Origin of the sequence: Halobacteriovorax sp. RT-1-1 (assembly GCF_047085455.1) — a bacterium.
Lineage (GTDB): Bacteria > Bdellovibrionota > Bacteriovoracia > Bacteriovoracales > Bacteriovoracaceae > Halobacteriovorax_A.
Genome location: NZ_JBKIXZ010000001.1, coordinates 980892 through 1005676, shown reverse-complemented (window position 1 = coordinate 1005676; position 24785 = coordinate 980892). Strand labels below are relative to the sequence as shown.

General features: G+C 36.3%; 25 protein-coding genes. 10 read left to right on the top strand and 15 right to left on the bottom strand.

The window, feature by feature from the left end:
• Window positions 1–44 precede the first annotated feature (44 nt).
• The gene (locus tag ACMAWV_RS05000) at window positions 45–1040 is read left to right on the top strand and encodes an aspartyl/asparaginyl beta-hydroxylase domain-containing protein (RefSeq protein WP_412469833.1); all 996 of its coding nucleotides are present in this window, start codon (window positions 45–47) and stop codon (window positions 1038–1040) included.
• Here ACMAWV_RS05000 and gshA read toward each other — a convergent pair.
• Window positions 1032–2624 carry a glutamate--cysteine ligase gene (gshA, locus tag ACMAWV_RS04995; RefSeq protein ID WP_412469834.1) on the bottom strand — a complete coding sequence of 531 codons (1593 nt, stop codon included), beginning with the start codon at window positions 2622–2624 and terminating at the stop codon, window positions 1032–1034. The genes ACMAWV_RS05000 and gshA overlap by 9 nt on opposite strands.
• Before the next feature lie 64 nt (window positions 2625–2688).
• Window positions 2689–3699: a hypothetical protein gene (locus tag ACMAWV_RS04990; RefSeq protein ID WP_103216546.1), complete on the bottom strand. Its 1011-nt coding sequence runs from the start codon at window positions 3697–3699 to the stop codon at window positions 2689–2691.
• A gap of 75 nt (window positions 3700–3774) precedes the next feature.
• Between ACMAWV_RS04990 and ACMAWV_RS04985 the strand changes: the two genes are divergently transcribed.
• Genes ACMAWV_RS04985 through ACMAWV_RS04975 form a run of 3 tightly spaced genes read left to right on the top strand, consistent with a single transcriptional unit; the run spans window position 3775 to window position 5610 of the window.
• Window positions 3775–4410, top strand: coding sequence for a DUF3943 domain-containing protein (locus ACMAWV_RS04985; RefSeq protein ID WP_392991094.1), 636 nt, complete (start codon window positions 3775–3777; stop codon window positions 4408–4410).
• The gene (locus tag ACMAWV_RS04980; RefSeq protein WP_412469835.1) at window positions 4397–5122 is read left to right on the top strand and encodes a hypothetical protein; all 726 of its coding nucleotides are present in this window, start codon (window positions 4397–4399) and stop codon (window positions 5120–5122) included. The genes ACMAWV_RS04985 and ACMAWV_RS04980 overlap by 14 nt, the downstream gene beginning before the upstream one ends.
• Window positions 5119–5610 carry a DUF501 domain-containing protein gene (locus ACMAWV_RS04975; protein ID WP_412469836.1) on the top strand — a complete coding sequence of 164 codons (492 nt, stop codon included), beginning with the start codon at window positions 5119–5121 and terminating at the stop codon, window positions 5608–5610. Before ACMAWV_RS04980 ends, ACMAWV_RS04975 begins: the two co-directional genes overlap by 4 nt.
• A gap of 6 nt (window positions 5611–5616) precedes the next feature.
• On the opposite strand, the gene ACMAWV_RS04970 is transcribed toward ACMAWV_RS04975, so the two are convergent.
• The 7 genes from ACMAWV_RS04970 to ACMAWV_RS04940 all read right to left on the bottom strand — a co-directional run bounded on the left by ACMAWV_RS04970 (window position 5617) and on the right by ACMAWV_RS04940 (window position 14244).
• On the bottom strand, window positions 5617–6033 hold the full coding sequence (locus ACMAWV_RS04970; RefSeq protein ID WP_103216542.1) for a hypothetical protein: 417 nt from the start codon (window positions 6031–6033) through the stop codon (window positions 5617–5619).
• A gap of 8 nt (window positions 6034–6041) precedes the next feature.
• Window positions 6042–6566 carry an FMN-binding protein gene (locus ACMAWV_RS04965; protein ID WP_412462902.1) on the bottom strand — a complete coding sequence of 175 codons (525 nt, stop codon included), beginning with the start codon at window positions 6564–6566 and terminating at the stop codon, window positions 6042–6044.
• Window positions 6554–7666, bottom strand: a complete 1113-nt coding sequence (locus ACMAWV_RS04960; RefSeq protein ID WP_103216540.1) for a hypothetical protein — start codon at window positions 7664–7666, stop codon at window positions 6554–6556. Before ACMAWV_RS04960 ends, ACMAWV_RS04965 begins: the two co-directional genes overlap by 13 nt.
• Before the next feature lie 91 nt (window positions 7667–7757).
• Window positions 7758–8678 carry a DUF368 domain-containing protein gene (locus ACMAWV_RS04955; RefSeq protein WP_412469837.1) on the bottom strand — a complete coding sequence of 307 codons (921 nt, stop codon included), beginning with the start codon at window positions 8676–8678 and terminating at the stop codon, window positions 7758–7760.
• Window positions 8679–8683: 5 nt separating this feature from the next.
• Entirely contained in the window at window positions 8684–11209 is a 2526-nt protein-coding gene (topA, locus tag ACMAWV_RS04950) for a type I DNA topoisomerase (RefSeq protein WP_392991087.1), read from the bottom strand.
• Window positions 11210–11296: 87 nt separating this feature from the next.
• Window positions 11297–13507 carry a LysM peptidoglycan-binding domain-containing protein gene (locus tag ACMAWV_RS04945; RefSeq protein WP_392991085.1) on the bottom strand — a complete coding sequence of 737 codons (2211 nt, stop codon included), beginning with the start codon at window positions 13505–13507 and terminating at the stop codon, window positions 11297–11299.
• 8 nt (window positions 13508–13515) lie between these two features.
• Window positions 13516–14244: a tetratricopeptide repeat protein gene (locus tag ACMAWV_RS04940; protein ID WP_103216536.1), complete on the bottom strand. Its 729-nt coding sequence runs from the start codon at window positions 14242–14244 to the stop codon at window positions 13516–13518.
• Window positions 14245–14386: 142 nt separating this feature from the next.
• Here ACMAWV_RS04940 and ACMAWV_RS04935 point away from each other — a divergent pair, with 142 nt between their 5' ends.
• The 3 genes from ACMAWV_RS04935 (at window position 14387) to ACMAWV_RS04925 (ending at window position 17136) form a co-directional block, all read left to right on the top strand.
• On the top strand, window positions 14387–14614 hold the full coding sequence (locus ACMAWV_RS04935) for a DUF4911 domain-containing protein (protein WP_392991082.1): 228 nt from the start codon (window positions 14387–14389) through the stop codon (window positions 14612–14614).
• Window positions 14615–14713: 99 nt separating this feature from the next.
• Entirely contained in the window at window positions 14714–16084 is a 1371-nt protein-coding gene (locus ACMAWV_RS04930; protein ID WP_103216534.1) for a hypothetical protein, read from the top strand.
• A gap of 98 nt (window positions 16085–16182) precedes the next feature.
• Window positions 16183–17136 carry a thrombospondin type 3 repeat-containing protein gene (locus ACMAWV_RS04925; RefSeq protein ID WP_412469838.1) on the top strand — a complete coding sequence of 318 codons (954 nt, stop codon included), beginning with the start codon at window positions 16183–16185 and terminating at the stop codon, window positions 17134–17136.
• Here ACMAWV_RS04925 and ACMAWV_RS04920 read toward each other — a convergent pair.
• Together ACMAWV_RS04920 and ACMAWV_RS04915 are read right to left on the bottom strand one after the other, a co-directional pair.
• Complete coding sequence (locus ACMAWV_RS04920; protein WP_392991080.1) at window positions 17126–17719, bottom strand: hypothetical protein; 594 nt, start codon at window positions 17717–17719, stop codon at window positions 17126–17128. The two genes, ACMAWV_RS04925 and ACMAWV_RS04920, sit on opposite strands and share 11 nt — an antisense overlap.
• Window positions 17707–18804 carry a hypothetical protein gene (locus tag ACMAWV_RS04915; protein ID WP_412469839.1) on the bottom strand — a complete coding sequence of 366 codons (1098 nt, stop codon included), beginning with the start codon at window positions 18802–18804 and terminating at the stop codon, window positions 17707–17709. The genes ACMAWV_RS04920 and ACMAWV_RS04915 overlap by 13 nt, the downstream gene beginning before the upstream one ends.
• Window positions 18805–18967: 163 nt before the next feature.
• Here ACMAWV_RS04915 and ACMAWV_RS04910 point away from each other — a divergent pair, with 163 nt between their 5' ends.
• Window positions 18968–19978: a phosphatase PAP2 family protein gene (locus tag ACMAWV_RS04910; RefSeq protein ID WP_103216530.1), complete on the top strand. Its 1011-nt coding sequence runs from the start codon at window positions 18968–18970 to the stop codon at window positions 19976–19978.
• Window positions 19979–20008: 30 nt separating this feature from the next.
• On the opposite strand, the gene ACMAWV_RS04905 is transcribed toward ACMAWV_RS04910, so the two are convergent.
• The 3 genes from ACMAWV_RS04905 to ACMAWV_RS04895 are packed head-to-tail and all read right to left on the bottom strand — an operon-like array spanning window position 20009 to window position 22391.
• Complete coding sequence (locus ACMAWV_RS04905; RefSeq protein ID WP_412469840.1) at window positions 20009–21139, bottom strand: endonuclease/exonuclease/phosphatase family protein; 1131 nt, start codon at window positions 21137–21139, stop codon at window positions 20009–20011.
• A 33-nt stretch (window positions 21140–21172) separates the two neighbouring features.
• Window positions 21173–21646: a thioredoxin-dependent thiol peroxidase gene (bcp, locus tag ACMAWV_RS04900; protein ID WP_103216528.1), complete on the bottom strand. Its 474-nt coding sequence runs from the start codon at window positions 21644–21646 to the stop codon at window positions 21173–21175.
• Between the two features lie 25 nt (window positions 21647–21671).
• Complete coding sequence (locus ACMAWV_RS04895) at window positions 21672–22391, bottom strand: MBL fold metallo-hydrolase (RefSeq protein WP_392991075.1); 720 nt, start codon at window positions 22389–22391, stop codon at window positions 21672–21674.
• 71 nt (window positions 22392–22462) lie between these two features.
• Between ACMAWV_RS04895 and ACMAWV_RS04890 the strand changes: the two genes are divergently transcribed.
• Both ACMAWV_RS04890 and ACMAWV_RS04885 read left to right on the top strand, forming a co-directional pair.
• Window positions 22463–23719 carry a M48 family metallopeptidase gene (locus ACMAWV_RS04890; protein ID WP_103216526.1) on the top strand — a complete coding sequence of 419 codons (1257 nt, stop codon included), beginning with the start codon at window positions 22463–22465 and terminating at the stop codon, window positions 23717–23719.
• A 182-nt stretch (window positions 23720–23901) separates the two neighbouring features.
• Entirely contained in the window at window positions 23902–24090 is a 189-nt protein-coding gene (locus ACMAWV_RS04885) for a hypothetical protein (protein WP_103216525.1), read from the top strand.
• Between the two features lie 7 nt (window positions 24091–24097).
• On the opposite strand, the gene ACMAWV_RS04880 is transcribed toward ACMAWV_RS04885, so the two are convergent.
• Window positions 24098–24574 carry a hypothetical protein gene (locus ACMAWV_RS04880; protein WP_103216524.1) on the bottom strand — a complete coding sequence of 159 codons (477 nt, stop codon included), beginning with the start codon at window positions 24572–24574 and terminating at the stop codon, window positions 24098–24100.
• Window positions 24575–24785 lie beyond the last annotated feature (211 nt).

The window sequence follows — 24785 nt, the reverse complement described above, 5'->3', positions numbered from 1 at the left end:
AAATCATGGAGGAAAGCGGCTCCTTGAGGTATATTTGATTCTAATTGTTAAACTTAAACGAGGATAAGACTATTAGCGTTATATCTGTACTTATTTTTCTCTTTCTTTTTGGTATTGCCTCAATGGGCTATGTCTACGCTTACCGTGGAACAGAAAGATATGAGAGCTTAAACTTCTATCTCCGCAAAGGCTGGCCAATTTTTGCACCACTTAACTGCCTACTTTATATGTTCACTAAGAAGAGAGCAGCTAAGCCAATAATGAATCTTGCAGACTTTCCAGAGTTAAAACTAGTTCAAGATAACTGGGAAACAATTCGCGATGAGGCGGTAAAGCTTAGAGAAAATGGATATTTTGATAAAGTAAAAGATCCAACTTCAAGTGCATATTACGACATTGGTTTTAGAACTTTTTATAAATACGGTTGGTCTAAATTTTATCTTACTTGGTATGGAACGACTTTAAAGTCAGCAAAAGAGCTGTGTCCAAAAACAGTTGAACTTGTTTCTAAAGTTCCTGGTGTAAACGGTGCCATGTACTCAATTCTTCCAGTAGGATCAAAACTAACAAAGCACTTAGATCCAGTTGCCACATCACTTCGCTACCACTTAGGTTTAAAAACACCTAACGATGATCGTTGTTATATTAATATTGATGGAACTGACTATTCTTGGCGCGATGGAGAGGCCCTACTATTTGATGAGACCTATCTTCACTTTGCTTTCAACAATTCTGAAAATGAAAGAATTATCCTTATGCTTGAAGTTGATCGCCCAACGAATATCATAGGAAAAATCATTAACTTTATCTTTAAGCTGATTATGAGAATTACTCTCGTTCCAAATGTTCCGGGAGATCAAAGAGGACTAGTTAATGCCATCTTTGGAGCGGTAACACCTACTCTTTTAAAAGTAAGAACTCTAAAAGAAACAAACCTGGCGCTATATAAAATTATTAAACATACAGTAAATCTAACATTACTAGCAATTGCATTTGGTTTAATTTACTTAGTGCTAACTTTTATTCAATCGTTATTTTGAAAAACTAGAAGCAACATAAGCGGCGACGTATTCTTCAAAGTCTACGTCGTCTAATTTCTCAAAGTCCACCTGACGCTGCATCGATGCATTCTTCTCAAGCTCTAATTCTTCTTGAAATACATGATTTACTTCTACAGCGGCCAGCTCCTTACGATGCTCTAGCGCAAGATCCTTCATCGCCTGAATATGACCTTTCTTTGAAACAAGATCAAATACTTTTTGTGAAAGAGTGTTAGCAGGATCAATTAACTTACGTTGCTCTTCAATAGCAAAAAGTAATGCTTTCTTACGCTCACCATCTGATATAGCATCAATGACTTCGGCCATTTGATTAAAGAATGTTGCTAGATATTCTTGGTAATTTCTTTTCTCACCATCAACGCTAATTTCTAGGCCAGGCTTTCTTCCCTGCCTAACAATAAGCTGATTATTATCCTCAATCTCATTATAAATTTCACGATTGCATCTATCCGCTCGCAAGAATAAGCACGACAATAAGAATGCATCTAAGAAGTCCATTTGAACTTTGGTAATTCCATTCTTTGCAAATGGGTTAAGATCGAGAAGTCTAACCTCAATATATTCAATCCCCTTGCTTCTTAGGCTAGCAAGAGCACTCTTGCCAGGAGGAGCAATTCTTTTAGGTCTAATGATTGAATAGAATTCATTTTCAATTTGTAGAATGTGAGTGCTAATTTGCTGAAGCTCTCCTTTCTCATTCCTTAAACCAATCTTATCAAAATCTGCAAAATTCATTTGCAGAGCTTCTTCTAAACTATCGCAATAACTATCAAGACCGTTGTAACAAATTCGAATACCGTTTTGAGAAGCACCTGTATAACCAAGTCCCCCCATCCTTAAGCATGTCCCTTCTTTCGAGCCAAAAGTTTTGCCATATTTCTCATCTTCATGAATCACATCTAGTGAATGTTTCTTACCACTTAGGAAGGACTCATGAACAGAAACAGAGTTTCCAAAAAGATATAAGAGAATATTTGAATAACTTCTAAAGTTTCGACAAAGATTTAAGTATTCCTCATTAATAAAAAGTTGAAGCGATAAAGAGCTTCCACTTAACTCATGCCAATTTTTCCAAAATTCATCTGTCATTGAAAAATTGTAATGAAGTCCCGCAATCGCCTGCATTGATCTTCCATAGCGAAGGCCAAGACCAGAGCGATAAAGAGTCTTTAAACGGCCAGAGTTACTCTCTCCGTAGTAAGCAAGCTTAATATCTTTATCTTCCGGTAAGATACAAGGCATTGATGATGGCCAAATGACTTCACTTGAATCTTGTTCTAAAACATAGTGTTGAAGATTTCCCAGAGTTTTTAAAGTTTCATCATTTGATTTTGAAACAGGAGTGATGAACTCAAGAAGACTTTCTGCAAAGTCGGTAGTTATCCATTTATGAAGAAGTTTTGAACCAAATTTTGGGTCATGATCGGAACTTGCAAGCTTGCCATCTTCAACCATTACACGAAGGCCCTCTTTCTCAAGTCCTTTATTTACATTAAGGATTGAATCACTTCCGTATTTTTCTTGATAGTTTTTGAGTGCTTGCTTATTAATTTTAACCGTCATAAATCGTCCTATATTTCGCATCTATAGTACGCTTTCAGCATTACGCAAGCAAGCTAATCTTAACCTAGTTAAGATTCCCAATACTTATTGGCAGCTCATAATTTATTCCAAAGGCAAAGTCATCATTCTTCGTTTGCCCTAGCATTAGAGCGAAGTTAGACGCGCTATCAGCATAGAAATGAAATAATGCAGGATATAGATTTAAACGAACCCTAAAGTCTTCAGAACTGTTCATCAATAGTGACGCAGCTTGTCTTCCCATGGTTTCAAGAAAGTAACCATAAGCAAAGCGCCCCTTCTGCTCTAGTGGATCAGTAAAGGCCATCCCCGCAGCAACAGAATGAGAAAGATCTCCGTTATCGTAAGTAAGCCCTACTAGATTCATCATTCCCATATAAAGGAGCGGCCTAAACTTATTAAAGTGTAGAAGCTTAGGACGCATAATATAATTTAGACCAACGTTAAAAAAGTCCTCATGCTCAACATCATAGACTGGCATGAAGTGCCAAGTTGTCATCCCCATTTCATCAACCATGAAATTCATAAATGGATCATTTAATCCAAGTAGAAATGCCGCCACGTCATAGATATATAAGTCTGCAATATGATCAAGTGCAGATACTTCAGGTTGAGTTGTTTCATTGGCCTCATTACCAAAGTGCATCGCATAGGTCACAATAAACGAAAAAGTCTTGGCCCATTTAATTCCATAGTAATCAGAATATTCCATGAGCTTCTTAGTCTCGTAAGCTCCACCGAATGTATGTAAAAAAATATTAGGTAGGACGCGATTACTTAGAAACTCTTCCTTTAATAAAGTATCAAGGCCACCATTCTTCTTAATCGAATGAATAGGATCTTTTACCTTGTTCCAAACAATCTTATGTTTCTCAAAATAGTCCTTCTGATTGAACCAGTAAGGATTTTGAATGACATCAAATGAACCGTTAATATAGAGCTGAATTGGAAACCAAGGACCATCGGTTTTCTCATTAAAAATAAGATAATTTGAGTTTTGAGCTATAACTTGAACAGAGGTAAATAAAATTATTAAAGAATAGATTAATTTTTTCATATTTATGATTAACTGGCTTAATTATCGCAATGTATTATTGGCCATAATGTAGCTTAATTTATATAAGAACACATCGTGAAAAGCTTTATTATTTCTATATCTTTTACATTACTTGCCCTGTCACTGCAAAGAACTTCTTTTGCAAAAACAGAGTATTTCTACCAAGATCGAGACCATACTAAAGAAGAAATTTTTAAAGATGTTGGATTCGTCTTTGGTATCTCTTTAATCGCTTATCCACTAACTCAATGGGATACAGTAAGAGAAGAAGGTTCATGGGATGTTTACCGAAGTAATTTTGGAAAAATAGTTTTTGATCGTGATGAGCCTTTTTGGAACTATATGGTTCACCCTTACACAGGCTCTCAAATGTTTCTTTACTATCGTGCCCGAAATTATCGATACGCTGATGCTCTGGCACTAACTTTTGTATCAAGCACAATCTTTGAGTTTCTCATCGAAGTTTATACTGAACCAGCTTCTGTTCAAGACCTTTATCAAACACCTGTACTAGGTGCGGTTATGGGCTATGGATTCGAAAAACTATCAATGCAACTCCTTAACGGAGATAGTAAAGTTGGGCATTTCTTTGGTCACCTTATTAACCCGATGACTTTATTTCCTTCAATTTTTGAAGGGACATCATACGCAGTCATTGCGCCAAATATTGATAAGAAATCAATTGGATATTACTTTCATGCAGAATTTTAAACTGATCATAATATTCATACTTTCTATAACTTCTGCCTATGCACAAAAAGGACCTTATGAGTTTTATCTAAGAGCAGGGGTAACTTTTCAAAATACTATCTTTAACGAGCTAGATGACGATCAGTACGAAAATAAATACGATATCGAAGACCGTGAAGAATCAAAGGCGCTTGGAATATACACACAATTTTCATTTCGCTTAGAAAGAATTGAGATTGGACTTGAGTCACATACAACATTTGGGCGAGGACGAGACTTACGTTTCGCATACGAGAATAGAGTTCTTGAAGGCGAAGGAAATTTTAGATCCTTTAATATCACTCCTACGATACGAATTAACTCAGATGTTTACGAAATTGATTTTTTAGACTTTATTGGATTCAAAACTTTCAAAGCATATATCAAATTTGGCCCTAGCTGGCTTCTAAACTCACTTGACCTAGATGACTTTAATATTAATACTAATGGTAAGTCACTTAAGATTAATTATGATTCATTTGGTGGAGCACTTGCGATCGGCGTTGAACAAGTAAAGACAGTTGATCACTTTCCATTCTTTGCAGAAGTTTCAGTTGCCGCTTATCGATCTTACAAGGCTACATTAGTCGATCGTACAAACCGAACGAAAGTAGAAATTCTGCAAGAACAAAGTGCACGAGAAGATATTAATTCATTCTCAATTTTTTACACAATAGGAGCATCTCTATTTTGAGCACACAAGTAACTGATAAAGATATTGAACAAATTGAAGCTTTTCTAAAAAGAGAGGCCAGAGGTATTCTTGAGGTTTCAGCAAGAACAGCTGATGCAAGGCCTGCTTCAATAAAGGTTACTCCAGTTGTTGATAAGGTTCCATTTCCAACAATCTACTGGCTAGTTGATCCTGTTGTTTACAAGGCCATTAGTCAGATTGAGGGACAAGGATTTACAAAAGAACTTCAAGCAATGATTGATACAGATGAAGAACTTAAAGAGAAAGTTAAAGCTATTCATGAATCATATCGTGATGAAAGAGTAAAACTCTTTAAAGAAATGAATCTCGAATTACCAGATAATATGATGCCGATGATTACAGATACTGGAATCGGAGGACTTAGAGACTTTTATCACCTTAGGTGTCTTCATATGTTTTACGCCTACCACTTAGTTCGCCCTCACGTAATTGGTGAAATGGTTGATCGTAAGCTAAAACAGTCTTAATTCAATTTAACGATTTGCTGTAATGTGATGGTAAGTAAAGCCAATACTCCACACTAAAGATACTCCTAGGTGGATATAGGCCGACCATTGCCTTAAAAGATCATTATCACTTACCTGAATTAGATAACCCGATAAACTCATAGCAACAAAGAGTCCTATAAGAAAAATTCCTGATGTACGAGATTTTTTATAACCACTTAGAATTCTTTTGTAGATATGATTTGAAAAGATTGTACCGACAAAGAATAGTAGAAAAGGTACCGACAAGATATGTAGTTTTTGCATCCAAATAGAAAGAGGATGAGTTTCAACTCCCCACTCTCCTTGAATCTCCATAAAGTACTTGGCCACAAAATAGATTGTACCAGTTACAACAATGAAGTAATTTGAGGTAAATAGGTTATTCTTTTCTGAAGGAGTCATAGCTTAAACTAGATTATATCTTTTTGGAGATATAGCGACAACCATACTAAAAATTTTGTACTATTTGAAGAAAGCGTTGCCCCCGAAACAATATCAATTGAATCAGGCTTCTGAGATTTAAATCGAGATAGCCAATTTGATTTCACCTTATATTCTGAAGGCTCTTCAAATTTAACAATCGCTAAACTTTCAATATTATTTTTAACCACGTGAACATGGAGAACTTGATTCTTCGTTCGAACAGTATCTGTAAAGACGAAGTCATAAGACGTTTCATTCTTACATTCTCTCTTAAAAAACGAGTAAAAACGACGAATATCACGTGTAGGATACTTCGATTTGATTGTCTCAAACTCTTTATCTGTTAAGAATTTAGACTTCTCAACAAACGAACAATCAGGATACTTCTTTGAAAGAGTTTCCTTGATTCCAGCAAAAGCTTCTCCCTTCGCCAGAAATAAAAAAACAGTAAAGAGGAAAATCCCCTTTACTGCCTTTATATTGAATAGATTTGAAAATCTTAGTATTCCCATCCGATCCCGAAGTTTACTTCTTCTGATTCACCTGCATTAGATGCATTGTTTAGTTTTGTGAAATCAGCTTTGAAAGAAACTTTATCAAGTGGCTTATACATAATACCAGCTGTGATATTTTCTTTATCGTTTGCTTTATCAGCTACACCAACAGATGAGTCAACTTCATCTTGAGTGTTATAACTTTCGTATCTTACATATGGCATAATTGAGTAAGTTTTACCATGAGTAATATTGTAAGCTAGATCAACATAGTAACCTTGCATTACGTCAGCTACAACTTTTGATGTTGCTGCTGAGAATTCTTTACCATCAAGAGTTGAGTAAACATATAATGCCTTCACTGTTAGGCCTTTGTAGTTATATGCTAAATGAACATCGTAGATATTGTGCTCACCTTGTGCTGCACCGTTAGTTGTACCTACATAGATTGATGTCCCTAGATCTAGACCAAAGTCAAAACCATAGTCAACTCTAGCAACGTGTGACCAGTGACCAGCAAGAGCTTGAGCACCTTTTTGACGTCCACCACGTACACCTGTCTCAGAGAAACCATTCGTTCCATCCCAAGACTTTAGAGAGTTCATGATATAGTACTTATATTCAAGATTATTCCAAGTACCGTAGATCCCTAGACCGTTTTCACGCATTGTTGTTGGAATAATTGCATTTTCAAGTCTTGGACGCTTAACACCAATAAAACGAGTTGGCTCGTGCTCAGTGTTTACGATACCGATTGGAGTAAGTAAAAGACCTGCTTTAAAATTTAAAAGATCAGAGTGAGCATAACGAATTTCTGCAAATTCAGTATAGATTTCGTCAGCGTGCTCAATTTCGATCTCAGTCATGAAAGACCACTTATCACTAAATTGGTAACCTACGTAAAGAACATTTCTTAACGTATCCCACTGTGCCGTACCTTCACTATTGTCAGTGTAGATAATCTCACCGTAACCACCAAGGCTAACCTTTGACGAAAGGCCCTTAGCTTGCATGCTTTGTACTTCTTTTGAAAGAATATCAATTCTTCTTTCTAGCTCTTGTGTTGTAGCAGCACTAACTGTAGTTGCTGCAATTAAAGCGATAAACAACTTCTTCATTTATTCTCCTATTAAACTTTTTGTTTGAATTACCAAACGGATGTTAATGAGAATTAAATAAAAGGTCAAGTCACTAAACTAGACAATATTTTTAGTTGTTTCTATTCGCGCTACGCTCGAGAATGAAGACAAACAAGAAGCCGATGACAACTAGAGCAACAGCAAGAATATCTTCTGTTGTCAGGGCCGTTGGAAAATAAAGGCTCTCTGATAAGACCTTCGTCTTGCCACGAATCACAACAGACTTTGTCACTTCTCTCCAAGGCCAAACCTTAGATAAAGTTCCAAGAAGAATCCCTACTAAAAATGCCATTGTGCGCTCGCGGAAATTCTTCATAAAGAAGTTTAAAACCTTAGAAAAGCTCACAAGACCAGTTAAACAGCCAAGAGCAAAGACACCAATGATAATGAGAGCACCTTCTTGAAATGGATTTTTTAGAGCACCTGTTACGTATTCATACTTTCCTAAAATTAAAAGAATGAATGAACCTGAAATACCAGGAAGGATCATGGCCGTAATTCCGATAAGGCCACAAATATAAATAAACCACAAGTCAGTTGGAGTTGTTACCGGAACAAGTTGTGTAATAGCAAAACCAATAGCTCCACCTAGGGCCACCATCGCTAGGGCCACAGGGCTCTTACGATCCTTTAAGTCTCTTGCAATCACAATGATTGAAGCTGAGATTAAACCTAGAAATAATCCCCATGTAGGAACAGGGTGATAATTGATTAGATAGTGCATTAGCCTTGCTAAAGAAAGCATGGCACCGAGTATCCCTATTGCCAAAGGTATAATGAATTTTAAATCGATCTTCTCTGAAACATTTTTAAAATTTAATGTCACCACATCTTTGATAAGATTTTTATCAATGGCCGCAACAGTCTCAAGAAGCTTGTCATAAATACCAGTTATAAATGCAATTGTTCCCCCAGATACACCTGGGATTAGGTCGGCAATGCCCATAAGAAAGCCCTTGCAAAAAACAAGGGCCATATTTTTATTGATCATATTATTTACTCTTTATTCTCTTGTGCTTCTTCTTTTGCAAATGGAGTATCTTCCCAATCAACAGAGTGTTTACACTCAGGACATTGAAGCTGTTTTCCCCATCTCTTTGTTTCTTTAACGCCCATTACGCCAAATCCACAAGCAGGACAATCCATTACTTTAGGCTCATTCCAAAGAGCTGTTTCACATTCAGGATAATTCGTACATCCGTAGAAGATCTTCCCATAACGAGATTTCTTCTCAGCAAACTTTCCTTTTTTACATTTTGGACAAGTTACATCGATTGTATATGGAAGTGTCGTTTCACATTTTGGATATTCTTCACAACGAACAAAGCGACCAAACTTACCTTTTTTAACCTCAAGACGTTTTCCACACTCAGGGCACGGATCTCTAAACCAATCTTTTGGAAGTATTTCAATTTTACCGTCAAGGTGCTTTTTAAAATCGTGAGTAGAAGTACAATCCGGGTAGTTACGACAAGCAAGGAACTGACCATTACGTCCCCACTTAATCAGATACTCTCCGTCTTCACATTTTTCACAGTGAATTCCAGTTGGGATTTCTTGCTTCTTGAGGTTTTTCATTTCCTCTTTTGCTTTTTCAAGAGTCTTTTCAAAACCTTGCCAGAATTCCTTAAGAACCTTCTTCCACTTAATTTCACCGTCTTCAATCTTATCAAGTAGCTTTTCTACATTGGCCGTAAAAGCAACGTTCATGACATCTGGGAATGATTCGATAAGCATTTTACAAACAACAGTTCCAAGCTCAGTTGACATGAAACGGTTTTCAACCTTTTCAACGTAACCACGATCTTGAATATTTGAAATAATTGAAGCATATGTCGATGGACGTCCAATTCCCTGCTCTTCTAAAGCCTTAACAAGTGAGGCTTCATTAAAGCGTGGAGGAGGAGAAGTCCAATGTTCCTGCTCAGCAGGTCCATTTTTTGCTGGCATTTGTTCGCCGACCTCAATAACTGGTAGCTCACCTGTTGCCTTTGGTGTGTCGTTATCATCCTCATCATCATTTCCACCACGACGAGAAGCTTTCTCTGCAGCAGCTTCCATATAAACAGTTCTAAAACCTGGAAACTTAATGATTGAACCATTGGCCTTAAAGAAGTGACCTTCACATTCAAAAGTTACGGCCGTTTGATCAATAACAGCTTGGCTCATTTGAGAAGAGATGAATTTATTCCAAATAAGCTCATAAAGTTTTTGTTCATCTGGCTCTAAATCACCTCTTAGCTGATTTGGAGTATATTCAAGAGATGTCGGTCTGATGGCCTCGTGGGCATCTTGAACCTTACTACTTCCCTTCTTCTTATATTCAATAGGCTCCGGTGATAAATACTTTTCACCGTATTGATCTTTTACGTATTCGCGTAGTGCATTTAATGATTCAGGCTCAGTTCTAACAGAGTCCGTTCTCATATAAGTAATAAGACCGACTGTACCAAAGTCAGTTGTTGCAATCCCTTCATAAAGTTTTTGCGCAACCATCATAGTTCTTTTTGCCGTGAAGCCTAACTTATTGGCAGCTTCCTGTTGAAGCTTTGATGTCGTAAAAGGAGGTGTTGGGTTTTGTTTTCTCTCACGTTTCTTAACGTCAATTACTTCAAACTCTTTCCCATTAACATCTTTTACAATTTGTTTTGTGAACTCTTCATCAGTTAGTTCTGTTTTCTTCTTGGCATCTTCACCATAGTATTTGAATTCAAAAAGAGTTCCATTTTTTTCCATTTCACCATGGATAGAAAACCATTGCTCTGGAACAAAAGCTTTAATTTCGTCTTCTCTTTCAACAATAATTCTAAGGGCAACCGACTGAACTCGCCCAGCAGAAATACCACGTTGAACCTTATCCCAAAGGATTGGTGAAATCTTATAACCCACTAGACGATCAAGAACTCGACGAGTCTTTTGGGCATCATACATATTAACATTTAGCTCTACTGGATTCTCAACGGCATTCGTTACAGCATTCTTAGTAACGGCGTTGAAGATTACTCTTCTAATCTTTTTACGCTTACCAATTTCTTCAGCAAGATGGAATGCAATGGCCTCTCCCTCACGGTCCAAGTCGGGTGCCAGGAAGATTTCACTTGCATCTTTTGCTAATTCTTGAATTCTTTCGATTTTTGCTGCTTTACCAGCTATAGGAACAAGGTCGATCTCGAAGTTTTCTTTGATATCAACACCTAGTTTAGACTTTGGAAGGTCTTTAATGTGTCCGTTTGAGGCAACAACTTGAAAACCACGGCCAAGATATTTCTTAATCGTTTTGGCCTTTGAAGGTGATTCCACGATGACTAGTTTGTAGTCTTTTTCTTTAGATGAAGAAGCTTTCTTTGCTGTTTTTTTGGCCGTTTTTTTAGCAGCTTTCTTTGCTGTTTTTTTGGCAGTTTTTTTGGCAGTCTTCTTCTTTGTTGTTTTCTTTTTACTTGTTGTTTTTTTTGCTACTTTTTTCGAGGCCTTGTCAGAGGCAGCATTTGTTGTAGCTTCACTCACAACTTCTGATTGTGTCATGACGTTCACTTTCTCCTGTTATAAAAAAACAAGGTGCGTTACAGGAACGCACCAAGGGTATCTTAACATATTTTTTGCTAGCATAGATTAATTTGAGTCACTATTCAATAGTTCTTCAATTTCTTCGATGTCATATGGAGTCAATCCGTAAGGGTTTTCCTTAGTGTTCAGATCTTCATCCATATATTTTAGACCTTCTTGTGATTCAATTTCATTCATTGAAGGTAGTGCGTTAGGATCTTTAGCCTTCACACCTTTCTCAATTAAATTCAGGTCTTGACGCTCTAAGTAAGTATCTTCGTCGATCTTTTGCTCATTTAATTTTGTTTCAGCATCAATCAATTCTTTCTCAAGCTTCTCTAGTTCTTTAAGATCTCGAGCTTGTTCCTTAATGATCGACTTCTCTCTTTCTTGGCGTTCAAGTTCTTCAAGTTCATCCTCTTCAAGACGAATTTCATCAACTTGTTTAAGCAGATCTTCCCCAAGATTGTCTAAGTTTAGCTCAACATCAAGTTCTTCAAGAGCAAGGTTTTCTTGCTTACCAAGATTCTTTGCACGTGTGTTATTGCGTAACTGCTCGGCCATCTTTGCTGTCGCTTCAGATTTTGTCAGAGCAATATCTCCAAGATCAAGCCCTGAGTTACTATAAGAAACAACTGCCGTAGCAAAGTTATCAGTTACAGTAATAACAGTTGCCTCACCTTTTACATAAGTAGGTTGTGAACTAATTTGTTTTCCTGTTCCTCTATCCATAAAAGAGTAAACTTCAAAAACATTTCCAAGCTCAACTCCGTCAACTCGACCTCTGTCTAAATAGACAACACTTCCAAGGGCAAGCCCACGATCTTGTTGCTTATAAGAACCGATAATCGCAGCTTCAATACGACGTGGGTTATAAGTCTTAAAGATCTTAGCAATCTTTGGAGTATAAACAGTTAGCCTAGCTCCACGCTCAATTGTTTCAACAATTTCGTCAACAGCAACTTCCCACTTATTATCTTCTAACTCACGAATTGCCTTAACTTGACCAAGAATTGTATAGCGTAAACCTTCACGATCCGAGATACGGTGAGATACTTTTCCATCTGGTTGATAAATTGAAAACTTATCACCTGGCCTAACCTGTACACTCTTATCAAACTTAACGTAGATATGTTGGTCTTTGTGAATTAAAACCGACTCGTCTTGCTTATCTGAGATATAACCTAAATCTTGAATATGATTAGTTGTAAGAAAAGTATTTAAATAGAATCCATGAGAAACAGTGATCTCTTGTCTTTCAATCGAAGAAATACCATTTTTGTCATATTGAGTATCTGGCTCTTCAATAATGATACGAGAAATTGGTGGCGCATACTTTTTATAATCAGTATTTAACTCAATCTCAGTCATTGAAAGAACATCATCATAAGAAGACTCTGTTAGTGATTGAAAGAATGCACCTTTGTTTACAAGTGTCCTTCTCTCTTTTAACCAATCTGATTTTATATCGTCACCATATGCTGAGAATGCACCAGATGAAGCAACCTTAACGTTCTCAGAACGACGAACTTGACTTCCATCATCCTCAAAAGAACCAAAGGCAACTTTTGGAAAAGAACTCTCACTACCAGTAGAAAATACTAGAACTTGTCCTGGCTCAATTTCGTGTGGATTTGTAATCTGAGGGTTCATCGACCAAATTTTTGAATAATAAAAACCTGATCCAAAAAGATTTTGTGAAATCTTCCAAAGCCAGTCGCCATCTTGCACGATATACTTATCGACTTTTGCAGCTGTTGCAAGCTCATTCCACTCTTCTTCTGGAATTTTCTTTTCAACAAATTTTGCAAGATCTAGAAGCTCTTTCTCTTCCTTTCCTACATTAAAAAGATTTTTATCAATTGTTACATTTTGATTACTAACATTTTTTTGTGCAGCTTTTTCAGGCTCTACAATATCAACATTAGACTCTTGTGTTTTTGTATCAACATCTTTTGCAAGTATATCAATCTCTTCAAGATTATCTGCGTTCTCTAAATTATTAGCATCAATCTTTTTAAGATTTTCATCAGTAAGAACTTCCTCGCCAGGAAGTGTTTTCTTTTGATCACTTTTAATTGAATTTAATTCGTCTGAAAGGACTTCATCTGAAACATCCGTTTGCTGAGGCTGATCTGTTTCTTCCTCTAAAAGCATAAGAAGGTCTTTATCATCTAAAAGCTCTAGATCCTTAAGATCATCTTGCGCACGCACTTGTCCCATGCTCATGAGAAGAGATACGATACAAAAGAATAAGCTTAGATTTTTCTTCTTCAAACTATGCCCTATGCTTCACCAAAGAAATCGTGAAGGATTGAATAATACTTCTCTTTCTTCTTTGCTAATTTTAATTTATCTGTACAAACAATTAGTCTTCCTAAACTCTTAATAACAAGACCTGAAAAAGCGTGTTGTCTAAGAATTTCTTCATATAATTGCATAGCAAGATCAAATTCTTGTTGTGCAAAAAGCATTTCTGCTAGATAAAACTTTGCTCTTACTTTAATTTGGCTATGTCTTGACCCCTCAAGATCTTTTAAAATTGTTAACGATTGATCAAGGCGATTTTGGGCCATTAAACCTTCGGCCTGTTTTAAAAGATTTAATTCTTTTTGTAGAAGAACATCGTCAGTTTGTTCTTGCTTCTTTTGTGCTACCACTTCATTAGCAAAAACATCTACAGTCTCAGCAACATTATTACCTTTTGCACCTTGTAGATCATCAATCATACTCAGCTGTACTTGCTCGGCAGACTCTTTGCCACCTTTGGCCTTGTATTGCTCTGCTAAGCTTGGTGCTTTAGTATCTTTTAAAAGCTTGTCGTACTTTTCTAGAAGTTGATCGTACTGGGCCTTTGGAACCATTTGTTGTTTAGCTGCTACTTGCTTATCTTCTTCAATTGGATAGCCTTCTTCATCAAAAAGAGTTTTTCTTTTTGACCACGAACAAGATGTCGTTGCCAAAGCTAAAATTAATACTGAAGTGAGTGGAAATCTCTTCCTGAAATCTTTCACTTGTAGTCCTCCATGACTTGATAAAAGAGTGGCCTTTAATAATATTTTAGGTTACAAAGCGTTTAAGTCAATGAAATTTCGTGCATAGGCAAAGACTGCCAAGCCAAATAACTAAATAAAAAACAAACTTGTCGAGTATTTTATGAGTGAGATATTTAAAACAATTGTAAGAGTACCAAAGAAAGAATCAGCATATTTCTACTTTCAACTTGAAGCAAATGAAGGCCTATGTTTCTACTCAACAATCGAAGGCGACAAGCACGAAGGCCATCGCGACATTGTTGTTCAAGCACACCCTAGTCTTGTGCCTGAAGTTAAGTACTTACTGAATAAATTAGCTCAAGAAATTGATCTTCAATTTATTGACTAAATTTTGTACATCTACGAGAAGTTTTCAAACCCGACTAACTCAATCAAATTAAATGATATAACTCCCAAAAAACCGTAAACCAAAAAACGGAGAGAGATTATGTCACCAGCAATTAAAAAAGTTGCTAATACTACCCTATGTGTATTGGCCTGCCTTCAAATGGCATCTTGTAAGGTCGTTACCAATAAAGGCATCAACAATCATTTTAATGATTTCAAGCTAAGCCTTGAAAGCTCTGAAAAATCAAACTTATCTGACTCTAAACTTATGATGGCAAATGAGTTACAGATTAAATCTGAGCAAATTGCGAAACTCATTAATAGTGCTCCAAAGCTTGAGACATGGACTGATTCGAAACAAACTTATGGCTCTAACGATCGCAAAAGAAGAGTTCGTACAGTTGAAAAATATAATGAGAGTAAAGAGAAAATTCGTAATTGGATGAAGCAAGTAAAAGATCTAACACTTGATATTCACGCGATTACTTTTGATGCTGGAAAAGACTCTTACCGTAAAGATGAAAATAATCGTCTCATTAATACACCAGAACAAATGGCGCAGAATGAAGTTCTTGCACTCTACTCTCTTACTTATATGAGAAATCTAAGTGAAGGCTATTCAAAACGTTCAATCGGTTATATCGAAGAGATCTCTTCTGATAAAATGCAACGTTTTACTGAAAATGATGAAGCATTCAAACTTGAAGTTCTTCAACAGCATATGGCCTATATCGGAATGATGAAAATCATCGACCAAGATGCTAAGAAGACTCTTACTAAGCTAAAGGCGATGAGAGATGCAAATATTCTTTCTCCAGAATTAAGTGAAAATATCAATAATCTTCTTAATACTGGGAAGCAAGAAAATGCTGAAAAACTTGAAAAATTCAGTGAGTATAAAAAAGAAGCTCTAACACAAGAGCAAAGAGCTGAATTTGATAAGGCCCTAATGACTTACGAAAATGTATTTGGAAAGAAGTCACTTTTATTTGACCCAGCGAATCCAGATCACCCTCTTATGCACCTATTTGTTGTTGCCTCAAACCTTTCTTGGGGTCTAATTAACACAATGGTTGGTGGAGCATTTGTTGCAACTAAAGTACTACTAGTTCCAGTAAGCCGTGGAGTTAACTTATTCATAAACTTCCTTGAAGCAGTAACACCATACCGTTATGCAAGAATGATTGAATTTGATCTTCCACGTATCAGAATTGCTGCTTCAAAAATGCAGATCTACGCTGACGTATGTGGACTTGGTATTGTTCCAGGTAAAATGTCTGCAGGACTTTTTGAATTAGACTTCTGCTCAGGATACCGTTTCGCTTCTGGACACGAAGCTGGTCATGCTAAACAATCGGCACTACTTGGACCTCTATACTTCCCTGCTGCGATCCTATCTTATGCACTAGTTGGTGGACATGGTGGTTTTATTGAAGCATGGGCAGATATTTGGTCAGCTCACTACCACTAAGAAATGGACTAACTAGCTAAATGATTTTCAATAAGAAAAACATATTTAAGAATTCTCTAAGGGGCCAACTCTGGCCCTTAGGGATTTTCGCTATTTCGATGCTTTTTGCAAAAAGTGCATTTTCAATAACTTTTAATCTCATTTCTATTAATGAAAAGCTTCGCTATACAATTAATCAAACTTTCGTAGAAAAAGATGTGATTAGAAATGATAACTACTTCATCTTTCTCGATCAAGACTTCGATGGAATCCCAGATGCTATGGATAATGACATTGATGGTGATGGTTACGACAATATCATTGATGAATTTCCAGAGGATAAATCAAAAGTAGGAAGTGATATCAATAACAATGGCATTATCGACTTTGTTGATTTTGAGTTTAGCGACAATATTACTGACGAAGAGAGATCTGAGGCAAGTTCATTACAACTTGAGATTTATGATGATTATAATGTCCTAATCATCCCAGCTGCAGAAATTAGTTTGAAACAAATCCGTCTTGTTAAAGAGTTACTCGACATTGGCTTTACTGAGACAACGCAAAATTTAAAATTCGTCATTTTTGAAACAACACATCCAACGAACTGGCTTACAAAAGGTAAGTATGATGAAGAGTGGAAACAAGTTGTTATCTATAAAGATCAATTAAAGAATGATGAAGAAATCAATCTAACACTTACACATGAGTTCTTTCACTTTGTTCAAAAAGAAAATCCAAAGCTATATCAAGATTTCATCAGCTCTGTTGGTTGGTCTTTAAATGAAAGATACTTTACATATCAGCATAATAACGACCAACATTATCCAGAAATTAATCTTTCTGAAGCCAAACTAAGATTAACAAATACTAATGATTTATTAGTGTATGATAACTTCCCTTCTGCATACTCAACAGTATCACCTGAAGAAATGTTTGCAGAAGCTGCAACAGCTTACCTGTATCAAGAAAATTCAAAAGAAAAAAGTTTTGAAAAGAGATTTACTAACTTTGAAGCATTCACAAAAAGTTATGCTTTCAAAATTTTTAATGATTTATTCTCTATTTTTTAAAATCACTATTTAAAACAAAACGCTCCCATTTATTCTTAATGAACCATTCAGTTACACTTTTAAATGGGGGTAAATTCTCTCGTTTTCGTGCAGCATTTAGCTTTCTTAGATCTGGCCTATAATAGGTACCGATGACCTTTCCAGAGCGCTCGATAACTTGAAACTCGTTTGAAACTGGATTGTAGCGATAAATATCATTCTTACTTCTAAATGAGATGATGTTATCATCACTAGAGCGAGCAAACTTCTCTGCATTTTTTAAGTATTGCTTATCACTTACAAAGTTAAATTCATCACCGTGCTTCTTTGCGTGCCCCACAAGAAGGCCTTTGTCTTTAAAGCCACTTGTTTTGAAACCTTTACGATAAATCATCTGTTGAAAAAACATTGGATCGATCTCAACACCTCGATCAAGAAGACTTGTCATCTCCTGTCTAATCTCGCCTTTAATTCCTCTTTGACTCATTATCTTTTGAGACTCGATCGCTCTTGTAACCTTTTCATCTAGGTCCTTGCACTTCTTTCCTGAAGCAGCAATATTGAAACTAGAAGTGATGAGTATTGATATAATTAAAGCGCGCATGCTGCATACTCCACTGTAAGGTTTACGTAATTAGCTGATGAAAGAGAATTTACCTTATCAAGACCCTCTTTATTATTTGTCGTAAGAACTTTATTAATCAATTCCCCGACTTTATCCTTTCCTAACTTTCCAACATTCTTTAACTGATCAAGAAGTTGGAGAAATTTTGCTGATGATGTCACCCTTTTTGATAAGTCCGCTAACGAAGTCATAGCATTAGCAAGACCTAGTGGACCTTTCATAATAACATTAAGAAGAACGTTAGATCCTAAATTCCCCACAAGTGCACAAACTAATTGAACTTGCGACTCAACTGACATAGCGCCAAGGGCATCCCCAAGAGCGGCCAACCTTTCATCAATTTGTGTAATGAATTCTTTTGTTGTCTCATAAGTATCGACTGCACTATTCCAAAATTTCTTTGCTGACTTAACTGGAGATTTTATAAAATTCCAAACCCCACTTCCAACATCTTGAACAAGCCCGCCAGTCCTTGCCCATGCAGCACTAAGCGCCTTCTGTACACAGCCACTTGCTTGTGACATCAGATAGTCTTTATTGAACTTATCAATTGGAGCTTGGAGATCATTGATATTAACAATCTCTTCAAGCTGATTTTCACACTCTAATGCGTGGGCCTTTGGAATAATTAGATCTAAGAGAGTGTACTTCTTAAAGCTACCTTTCTTAATCTGTTTTGCAACAAAGCCCTTTACACTTTTTACGATCTTATATTTTTCAACTTTTGAGATATTTTCAAAATAGATAGATACTGGAGTGCTATTAACATTGAAGTTTACAACCTCTCCTCTTTCAAGTTCTATAAATTTATTTAAATGATTAGGATCTGCCTCTAGTCCAAGCTTAATTAAGAACCTTTCACTTCCTTTAGTAAAAACTTGATTGGCCAAGAAGTGCTCTGAGTAGTTTTGATAAAAGCCACTGAAGTCCTGATACTCATATTCAGCAATAAGGGACTTAGCTAACCCTTTAAAATCATTCGAACGATCTTGGTATTTAAAGTCATTTGATGAATATGCACATAGGCCGTAAATAGTTAAAATTAGAATTAAAATTCCCCTCATTCAACTATTTTAACTTAATTTTATCTGTAAAAATTGAGGAAATATATTACCGCCATCTAACTGTCTAAAATTTGTAGCCCCTATGTAAATACAACAAAAACACACTAGTGATTTACCTATCAAGATATAATGGCACAAATATAATTTTGTTTAGGGAGAATTTATGAGAGGACGTAAGTTTTTAAGAATATTGGCATGCCTAGTATTCGTAATTAATGCTCAAGCCGAATGCTTAGTAGAAGATTTCTTAAGAGATGGTCACTGCCCAGGAATGGGAGAAGATAGTGTATTTCAACCTCGCTACGCCGAAGATGGAATTATTAACCGTTACGGTGAATATACTTTCGCTCCTTCTTATCAAACGCTTCCTGTTGGCCTTACAAATGGAGAGCTTGCACTGATTGGAGCAACTGCTGGTACGGCAATTTTACTATTTAATAACGATGAAGAGTTAATGCAATTTGCTCAAGACAATCGTACAGAAGTTTCAGAAGAAATTGCTTTTTGGGGTGAAAAAGCTGGAAGTTACCCTATCCAACTTTCTGCCGCAGGTTACGCTCTGGGTGTTGTTATTCAAAATGATGAGATCAAAAGAATCTCAAAAGTTGCACTTAAGGCAACTGTATTATCGGGACTAATCACAAGAGCTGCTAAGATGACTTTTAGCCGTGTTAGACCAAACAAAACAGAAGATAAGAATGATTTTACTGGATTTAATTGGGATAACGATAACGTTTCATTTCCTTCGGGACATACTACGACAGCTTTTACATTTGCGACAGTAATTGCAGAACACTACAAAGATGAATCAAAATTCATCCCTGTTCTTGCGTATACAGCAGCAGCTATTGGTGGTTGGTCACGTGTTCACGACCGTGCACACTGGGCAAGTGATGTTGCTATTGGTGCTCTTGTAGGTCACATAACAGGTAAACTAATTTATGCAAGTGAGTACAACCCAGAAAGAAACGAAAAGTGGGATATGTCGATTCACCCAGTTGTTGCTCCTGATTACGTTGGTTTTCACTTTGAATTTCGCGGAAGAAAAAAGAAAGATACTTATGCTCAAGACTTCATGAAAAAGTGTAAGGATTTCTATCAAGAGAACCCAGCTGGTGTTGATCCAGTTAGAGAATGTACAAGACTATATTTTAACAGCGTATTTGATAAATAAAAAAAGGCCCTTTTAAAGGGCCTTTTTTTTTTAGTAATTTAATTCGAAAACAAGTGGAAAGTGATCAGAATATCCGGCCTTAGCTTTCTTAGTTGCTAAGTGATCATAACGATTCGGTGCTGTTTGCACTTTCTTTGTCTCTACTTTAAATCCGCGATCTCTCATCTCTTCAATGTCTTCTTCATAAACACTTTGAGGTTGAGGTTGGCGAATAAAATCTGGTGCATAAATCTTGTAAGATTTTAAATCAACTCTAATAGGATGCTTATCACCTAGCATAACCTTTGGTACAAAGACGCGGTCTAAGTGATTCCACTGAGAATTTTTAGCATAGTAGTAAGTCCCCGGTGGCATTTCTTGCACTTTCTTTGCATTTGATTTTTCTGAGCGAAATACCTTTTCAACATCCACTATCGTTCCATCCTTTAAAAGAACGTCACGCATTGGGTGCTTATTGCCAGCTTCCTTTAGCTCTGGAATCGTATTGAAGTCACCGACAGCAAGAACTGATGCCTTAGCATTTTTCTTCATGATTTCATCAATTCTAGTTTTTAAAGTTGTTGCCGCTGTTACTCTTGCCTCATCAGGGTTTCCTAAACTTGGCCAGTGGTTAGCAAAAACATATAAGTCATTATTTCCTAACTTAAATTGTACTTCAAAGATATTACGAGAAGGTCTCTTCTTTAAGTAATCACTCTTTAGAACATGCTCTCTTTTTGAAACATACTTGAAATCTTTTGTTTCATTAAAAAGAACAGCAAGGTCAACTCCACGGTAGTCCGGTGAATTAGATGTATAGAATTTCTTATAACCTAAAACTTTCGCAAGTTGTCCGATTACGTTTTCATTTTCAATTTCTGAAACTACTAATAAATCTGGAAGTTTTTTTCTTTCTTTAAGAACAACGTCTTTAATTTGAGATAGCTTAAGATCAAGTTTCTCTTGAGTCCAATCTGCAGAATAACATTCTTCACGACGGTACTTAGATGAAACCTTCTTACAAGCTTCAACTTTTCCTTTAGTATTCTTTGGAAGGTATGACCAGTCGTTCTTTCCTTCATCTTTTTGCGTATCGAATAAGTTTTCAACGTTATAAGACATCACTTCAATTGTTGCTGCATAAGTCGTTGAAAATAATAAAAATAAAATTAGGGCCTTCATATACTTCCTCTTCTAAAAATTCAAAGACAGAGTCTATAGATTCTCTTTAATCCAGTTAAGTACGTCTTCATGGTGTGACTTAGTTTTCACTTTATCCATTACATATTTCAGACGACCGTCTTTGCCAATAATAAAAGTCGTTCTGATAACACCCATGTATTCTTTACCCATGAATTTCTTAAGTCCCCAAACACCATACTTATCCATCGACTTGTGCTCTGGATCTGATAGAAGGTCAAAATTCAGTTTTTGTTTTTCAATAAATTTCACAAGACGTGCTGGCTCGTCTGGAGACACACCCAAAACAACTGTATCGGCCTTTGCGAACTCTTTCTTATAATCACGAATACCGCAAGCTTGTGTTGTACATCCTGGTGTCATCGCCTTTGGATAGAAATAAAGAACAACGTTCTTCTCACCTTTAAAATCTTTAAGGCTTACTTTTTGCTCATCTTGGTTAAGCATTGTAAATGCTGGCGCCATATTTCCAACTTTTGGAAAACTCATATCAACTCCTTTAATTGTTTTTAATTTACCAATTATCTCTTTTCTTTCTTAAGTCTTTAATTCTTTCTTTATCACTCGTCATCAAGAAGAGGTTAACTCTCCTTTCTGTTTCAAAATTGGTTTGAAATCCAATGCTACCTTCAGATTGCACTCGCTCAAGTAACTCTTTAGCTGCCTCATTCTCCGGGTCATTGGCCAAGGTAAAGTTTAGATTATTAATAATGTAATCATGGCCAGGCCATAAAATAACCTGATCCTCGACTCTTTCATTAAGTGCTAAAATAGTCTTAACGAAGACTTCAAGATTGCCGCCATTTTTACAATTTCCAATGCCTGCATTAAAAATCGTATCCATTGTAATGATCTCAACCTGCTTAGCTGATTCAAAAAATAGAAAGCATAAGTGGTCCATCGTATGTCCTGGAGTCTCGATGACTTCCATTTCCCCTAATGCGGTTGAAATTCTTTCTCCATCAACGAGTATGCGGTCAATTGTTTCAAAACTATCTTTATGGCCCCAAATCTGAGCGCCATGCTCTTTTACTAATGCCTCAACACCTGCCACGTGATCATAGTGTCCATGCGAGAGTAAAATCACTGCAAGTTGACGATCATTATTGGCCAACCATTCGTTGATTAATTCGGGATAGATAGGATCAACTACAGCAACTTCTGCATTGCCCATTTCGACAATGTAGTTGTAATTGCGTAGAGGTGAATCGGTATAAATTTGGTGAACATTCATAGGCAAATACCTTTTTTTTTGTCATGATATAGAGGTCATAACAAATATAGAAGTTAAAAAAAAGGAAGCATATGGTCAATCTTACGATCGCATCAAAAGTATTTATTTCAGTCCTTTGTATCAAAGGATTAATTGAGGCTTACCTAGATAAGAGAAATATTAAACATATCGGTAAACACTTTAATGCTGTACCGGAAGAATTCGCTGACAAAATCTCACTAGAAGAGCATCAGAAAGCTGCTCGCTACACTATGGAGAAGCTTAATAAGGGACAACTGTTCAACTTCCTGGGCTATATTATTCTTGTTGTTTGGACTCTAGGTGGTGGACTTGACGCACTTAACAAATCAATTCTGACACTTGGATTATCACCGCTATTAACTGGTACGGTTTTCATTTTGGCATTCAGTTTCATTAATTCAATACTTGGCCTACCAGAGGCCCTTTACTCAACTTTCGTTATCGAAGAAAAGTATGGATTTAACAAAACAACTTTTAAAACTTTCGTAATGGATATGATTAAAGGCTCACTGCTAGGACTAATTATCGGAACTCCACTAATCTATGGAATTCTTTGGATCATGGAATCTTTAGGACAGTATTGGTGGGCATATGCATGGGCATTTCTAAGTGTGTTCCAACTATTACTTATGTGGATTTACCCAACTTTTATCGCACCAATTTTTAATAAATTTACAGAACTTGAAGAAGGAGAGGTAAAAGAGCGAATTCTTGATCTTTTAAAGCGTGTCGATTTTGAAAGTAAGGGGCTTTTTGTGATGGATGCTTCACGTAGGAGTGGACATGGAAACGCTTATTTTACAGGCTTTGGAAAGAATAAGCGTATCGTCTTCTTTGATACTCTGATTAATACATTAAGCGCTTCAGAAGTAGAGGCCGTACTTGCTCACGAGCTAGGTCACTTCAAGCGTAAGCATATCCTTAAAATGATGATTAAAGCTTTTGTCTTCAGCTTCATTGGTCTTTTTATCCTAGGTCAGCTGATGCAAACATCATGGTTCTTCGAAATGCATGGAGTACATACAACTCAAACTTACATGGCCCTAACTCTATTTTTACTTGTTAGTGGTATCTATACTTTCTTTATTACTCCAATCTCATCTTGGGCATCGAGAAAGTATGAATTTGAAGCTGATGAATTTGCATCAATTCATTCAAATCCTCAGGAGCTTATTAACGCTCTAGTGAAGATGTATAAGGATAACGCTAGTACATTGACTCCAGATCCAGTTTACAGCTCATTTTACCACTCTCACCCACCAGCACTGACAAGGGTGAAGTTTCTAGAAACATTTATCAAAAAATAATAAATATTCAGGGTAAGTTTGGCACCGCTTAAACTTACCCTCACTCTTAAAAATGTCCTCTCCATTGTAAGAATCCCATCTCAATCTTACATGTTTAAAAAAATTACTACACCGGACCGATTCTCTTTGTCTAAGGCCTAAATCCTTCCTATTCTAAGCATAATTCTATACGTGAGGAAATTATGAAACTTTTACTAGCAATGGCCGTAATCGCATGTCTTGGTATTAACATGAATGTATCTGCAACTGAGATCTTAAAGAGTATTCCAGTTGAAGACCAAGGGCCTGAAAAAGATGAAAAAGATTCTAAAAAAGAGGGTGACTCAAAGAAGACAAAAGAAGATAAGCTACTTCAAATAGCAAGTCGCTAATTCCAGCTTATTTTACGGACCTGGCCTTCTCAAGAATCTTTTCAATATTAGAAAAGTCTTTAACAACTTTCCTCATTTGAAGAAGATACTTCTTAGACTGTGGGCTTTGTTTGTGAATTGCATGAATATACTTATTCAGCTCGCCCTCAAGTAGTCTGGCCTCAGATACAAAAAGGGCGATTAACTTCACCTGTGCCTCAAGCACATCCACTTCAGTTGAACTTTTTGCTAAATTTAAGATTTGTGTATGAGTGATATCGCCTACTGGCTTAGCACTTAGATCAAGATTATTTAAACTACCAGTGCTCTCTTCAGAACTTTCACCTAACTTTGATAAATCAACACTTTTGATCTGATTCGTAATAGAAAACTCTAGAACATTAGATGGATTTTCATCTTTAGAAGAAGCTGAAACCTTTGACACTTCTGCAGAAGTTGCTGGCTTCTCAATATTGTCTTGATCTAATTTCTTGGCAGTTGACAAGATATCCCCCCGAATTAATCTTAATTTATTTATCGGTTAACTCTTAGCTTAACTTTAACCTGTTTTTAGTTAGATTCTATATAAAATTAGCCCTTTAACTCATATCAACAAAGTATTTTTTTTTTAGATTCGAGACAAAATTGAAAGGTATTGAATTCACATTTAGGCCCTACCAAGTCTTGGTAAGTTATAAATTTCAAATGTTTTTCAT

Bases quoted from the DNA above. Each gene is read 5' to 3' on its own strand.
- gshA (WP_412469834.1), bottom strand. From the start codon at position 2,624: ATGACGGTTAAAATTAATAAGCAAGCACTCAAAAACTATCAAGAAAAA.
- ACMAWV_RS04990 (WP_103216546.1), bottom strand. From the start codon at position 3,699: ATGAAAAAATTAATCTATTCTTTAATAATTTTATTTACCTCTGTTCAA.
- ACMAWV_RS04980 (WP_412469835.1), top strand. From the start codon at position 4,397: ATGCAGAATTTTAAACTGATCATAATATTCATACTTTCTATAACTTCT.
- ACMAWV_RS04970 (WP_103216542.1), bottom strand. From the start codon at position 6,033: ATGACTCCTTCAGAAAAGAATAACCTATTTACCTCAAATTACTTCATT.
- ACMAWV_RS04965 (WP_412462902.1), bottom strand. From the start codon at position 6,566: ATGGGAATACTAAGATTTTCAAATCTATTCAATATAAAGGCAGTAAAG.
- ACMAWV_RS04960 (WP_103216540.1), bottom strand. From the start codon at position 7,666: ATGAAGAAGTTGTTTATCGCTTTAATTGCAGCAACTACAGTTAGTGCT.
- ACMAWV_RS04955 (WP_412469837.1), bottom strand. From the start codon at position 8,678: ATGATCAATAAAAATATGGCCCTTGTTTTTTGCAAGGGCTTTCTTATG.
- topA (WP_392991087.1), bottom strand. From the start codon at position 11,209: ATGACACAATCAGAAGTTGTGAGTGAAGCTACAACAAATGCTGCCTCT.
- ACMAWV_RS04935 (WP_392991082.1), top strand. From the start codon at position 14,387: ATGAGTGAGATATTTAAAACAATTGTAAGAGTACCAAAGAAAGAATCA.
- ACMAWV_RS04930 (WP_103216534.1), top strand. From the start codon at position 14,714: ATGTCACCAGCAATTAAAAAAGTTGCTAATACTACCCTATGTGTATTG.
- ACMAWV_RS04925 (WP_412469838.1), top strand. From the start codon at position 16,183: ATGCTTTTTGCAAAAAGTGCATTTTCAATAACTTTTAATCTCATTTCT.
- ACMAWV_RS04920 (WP_392991080.1), bottom strand. From the start codon at position 17,719: ATGCGCGCTTTAATTATATCAATACTCATCACTTCTAGTTTCAATATT.
- ACMAWV_RS04915 (WP_412469839.1), bottom strand. From the start codon at position 18,804: ATGAGGGGAATTTTAATTCTAATTTTAACTATTTACGGCCTATGTGCA.
- ACMAWV_RS04910 (WP_103216530.1), top strand. From the start codon at position 18,968: ATGAGAGGACGTAAGTTTTTAAGAATATTGGCATGCCTAGTATTCGTA.
- ACMAWV_RS04905 (WP_412469840.1), bottom strand. From the start codon at position 21,139: ATGAAGGCCCTAATTTTATTTTTATTATTTTCAACGACTTATGCAGCA.
- bcp (WP_103216528.1), bottom strand. From the start codon at position 21,646: ATGAGTTTTCCAAAAGTTGGAAATATGGCGCCAGCATTTACAATGCTT.
- ACMAWV_RS04895 (WP_392991075.1), bottom strand. From the start codon at position 22,391: ATGAATGTTCACCAAATTTATACCGATTCACCTCTACGCAATTACAAC.
- ACMAWV_RS04890 (WP_103216526.1), top strand. From the start codon at position 22,463: ATGGTCAATCTTACGATCGCATCAAAAGTATTTATTTCAGTCCTTTGT.
- ACMAWV_RS04885 (WP_103216525.1), top strand. From the start codon at position 23,902: ATGAAACTTTTACTAGCAATGGCCGTAATCGCATGTCTTGGTATTAAC.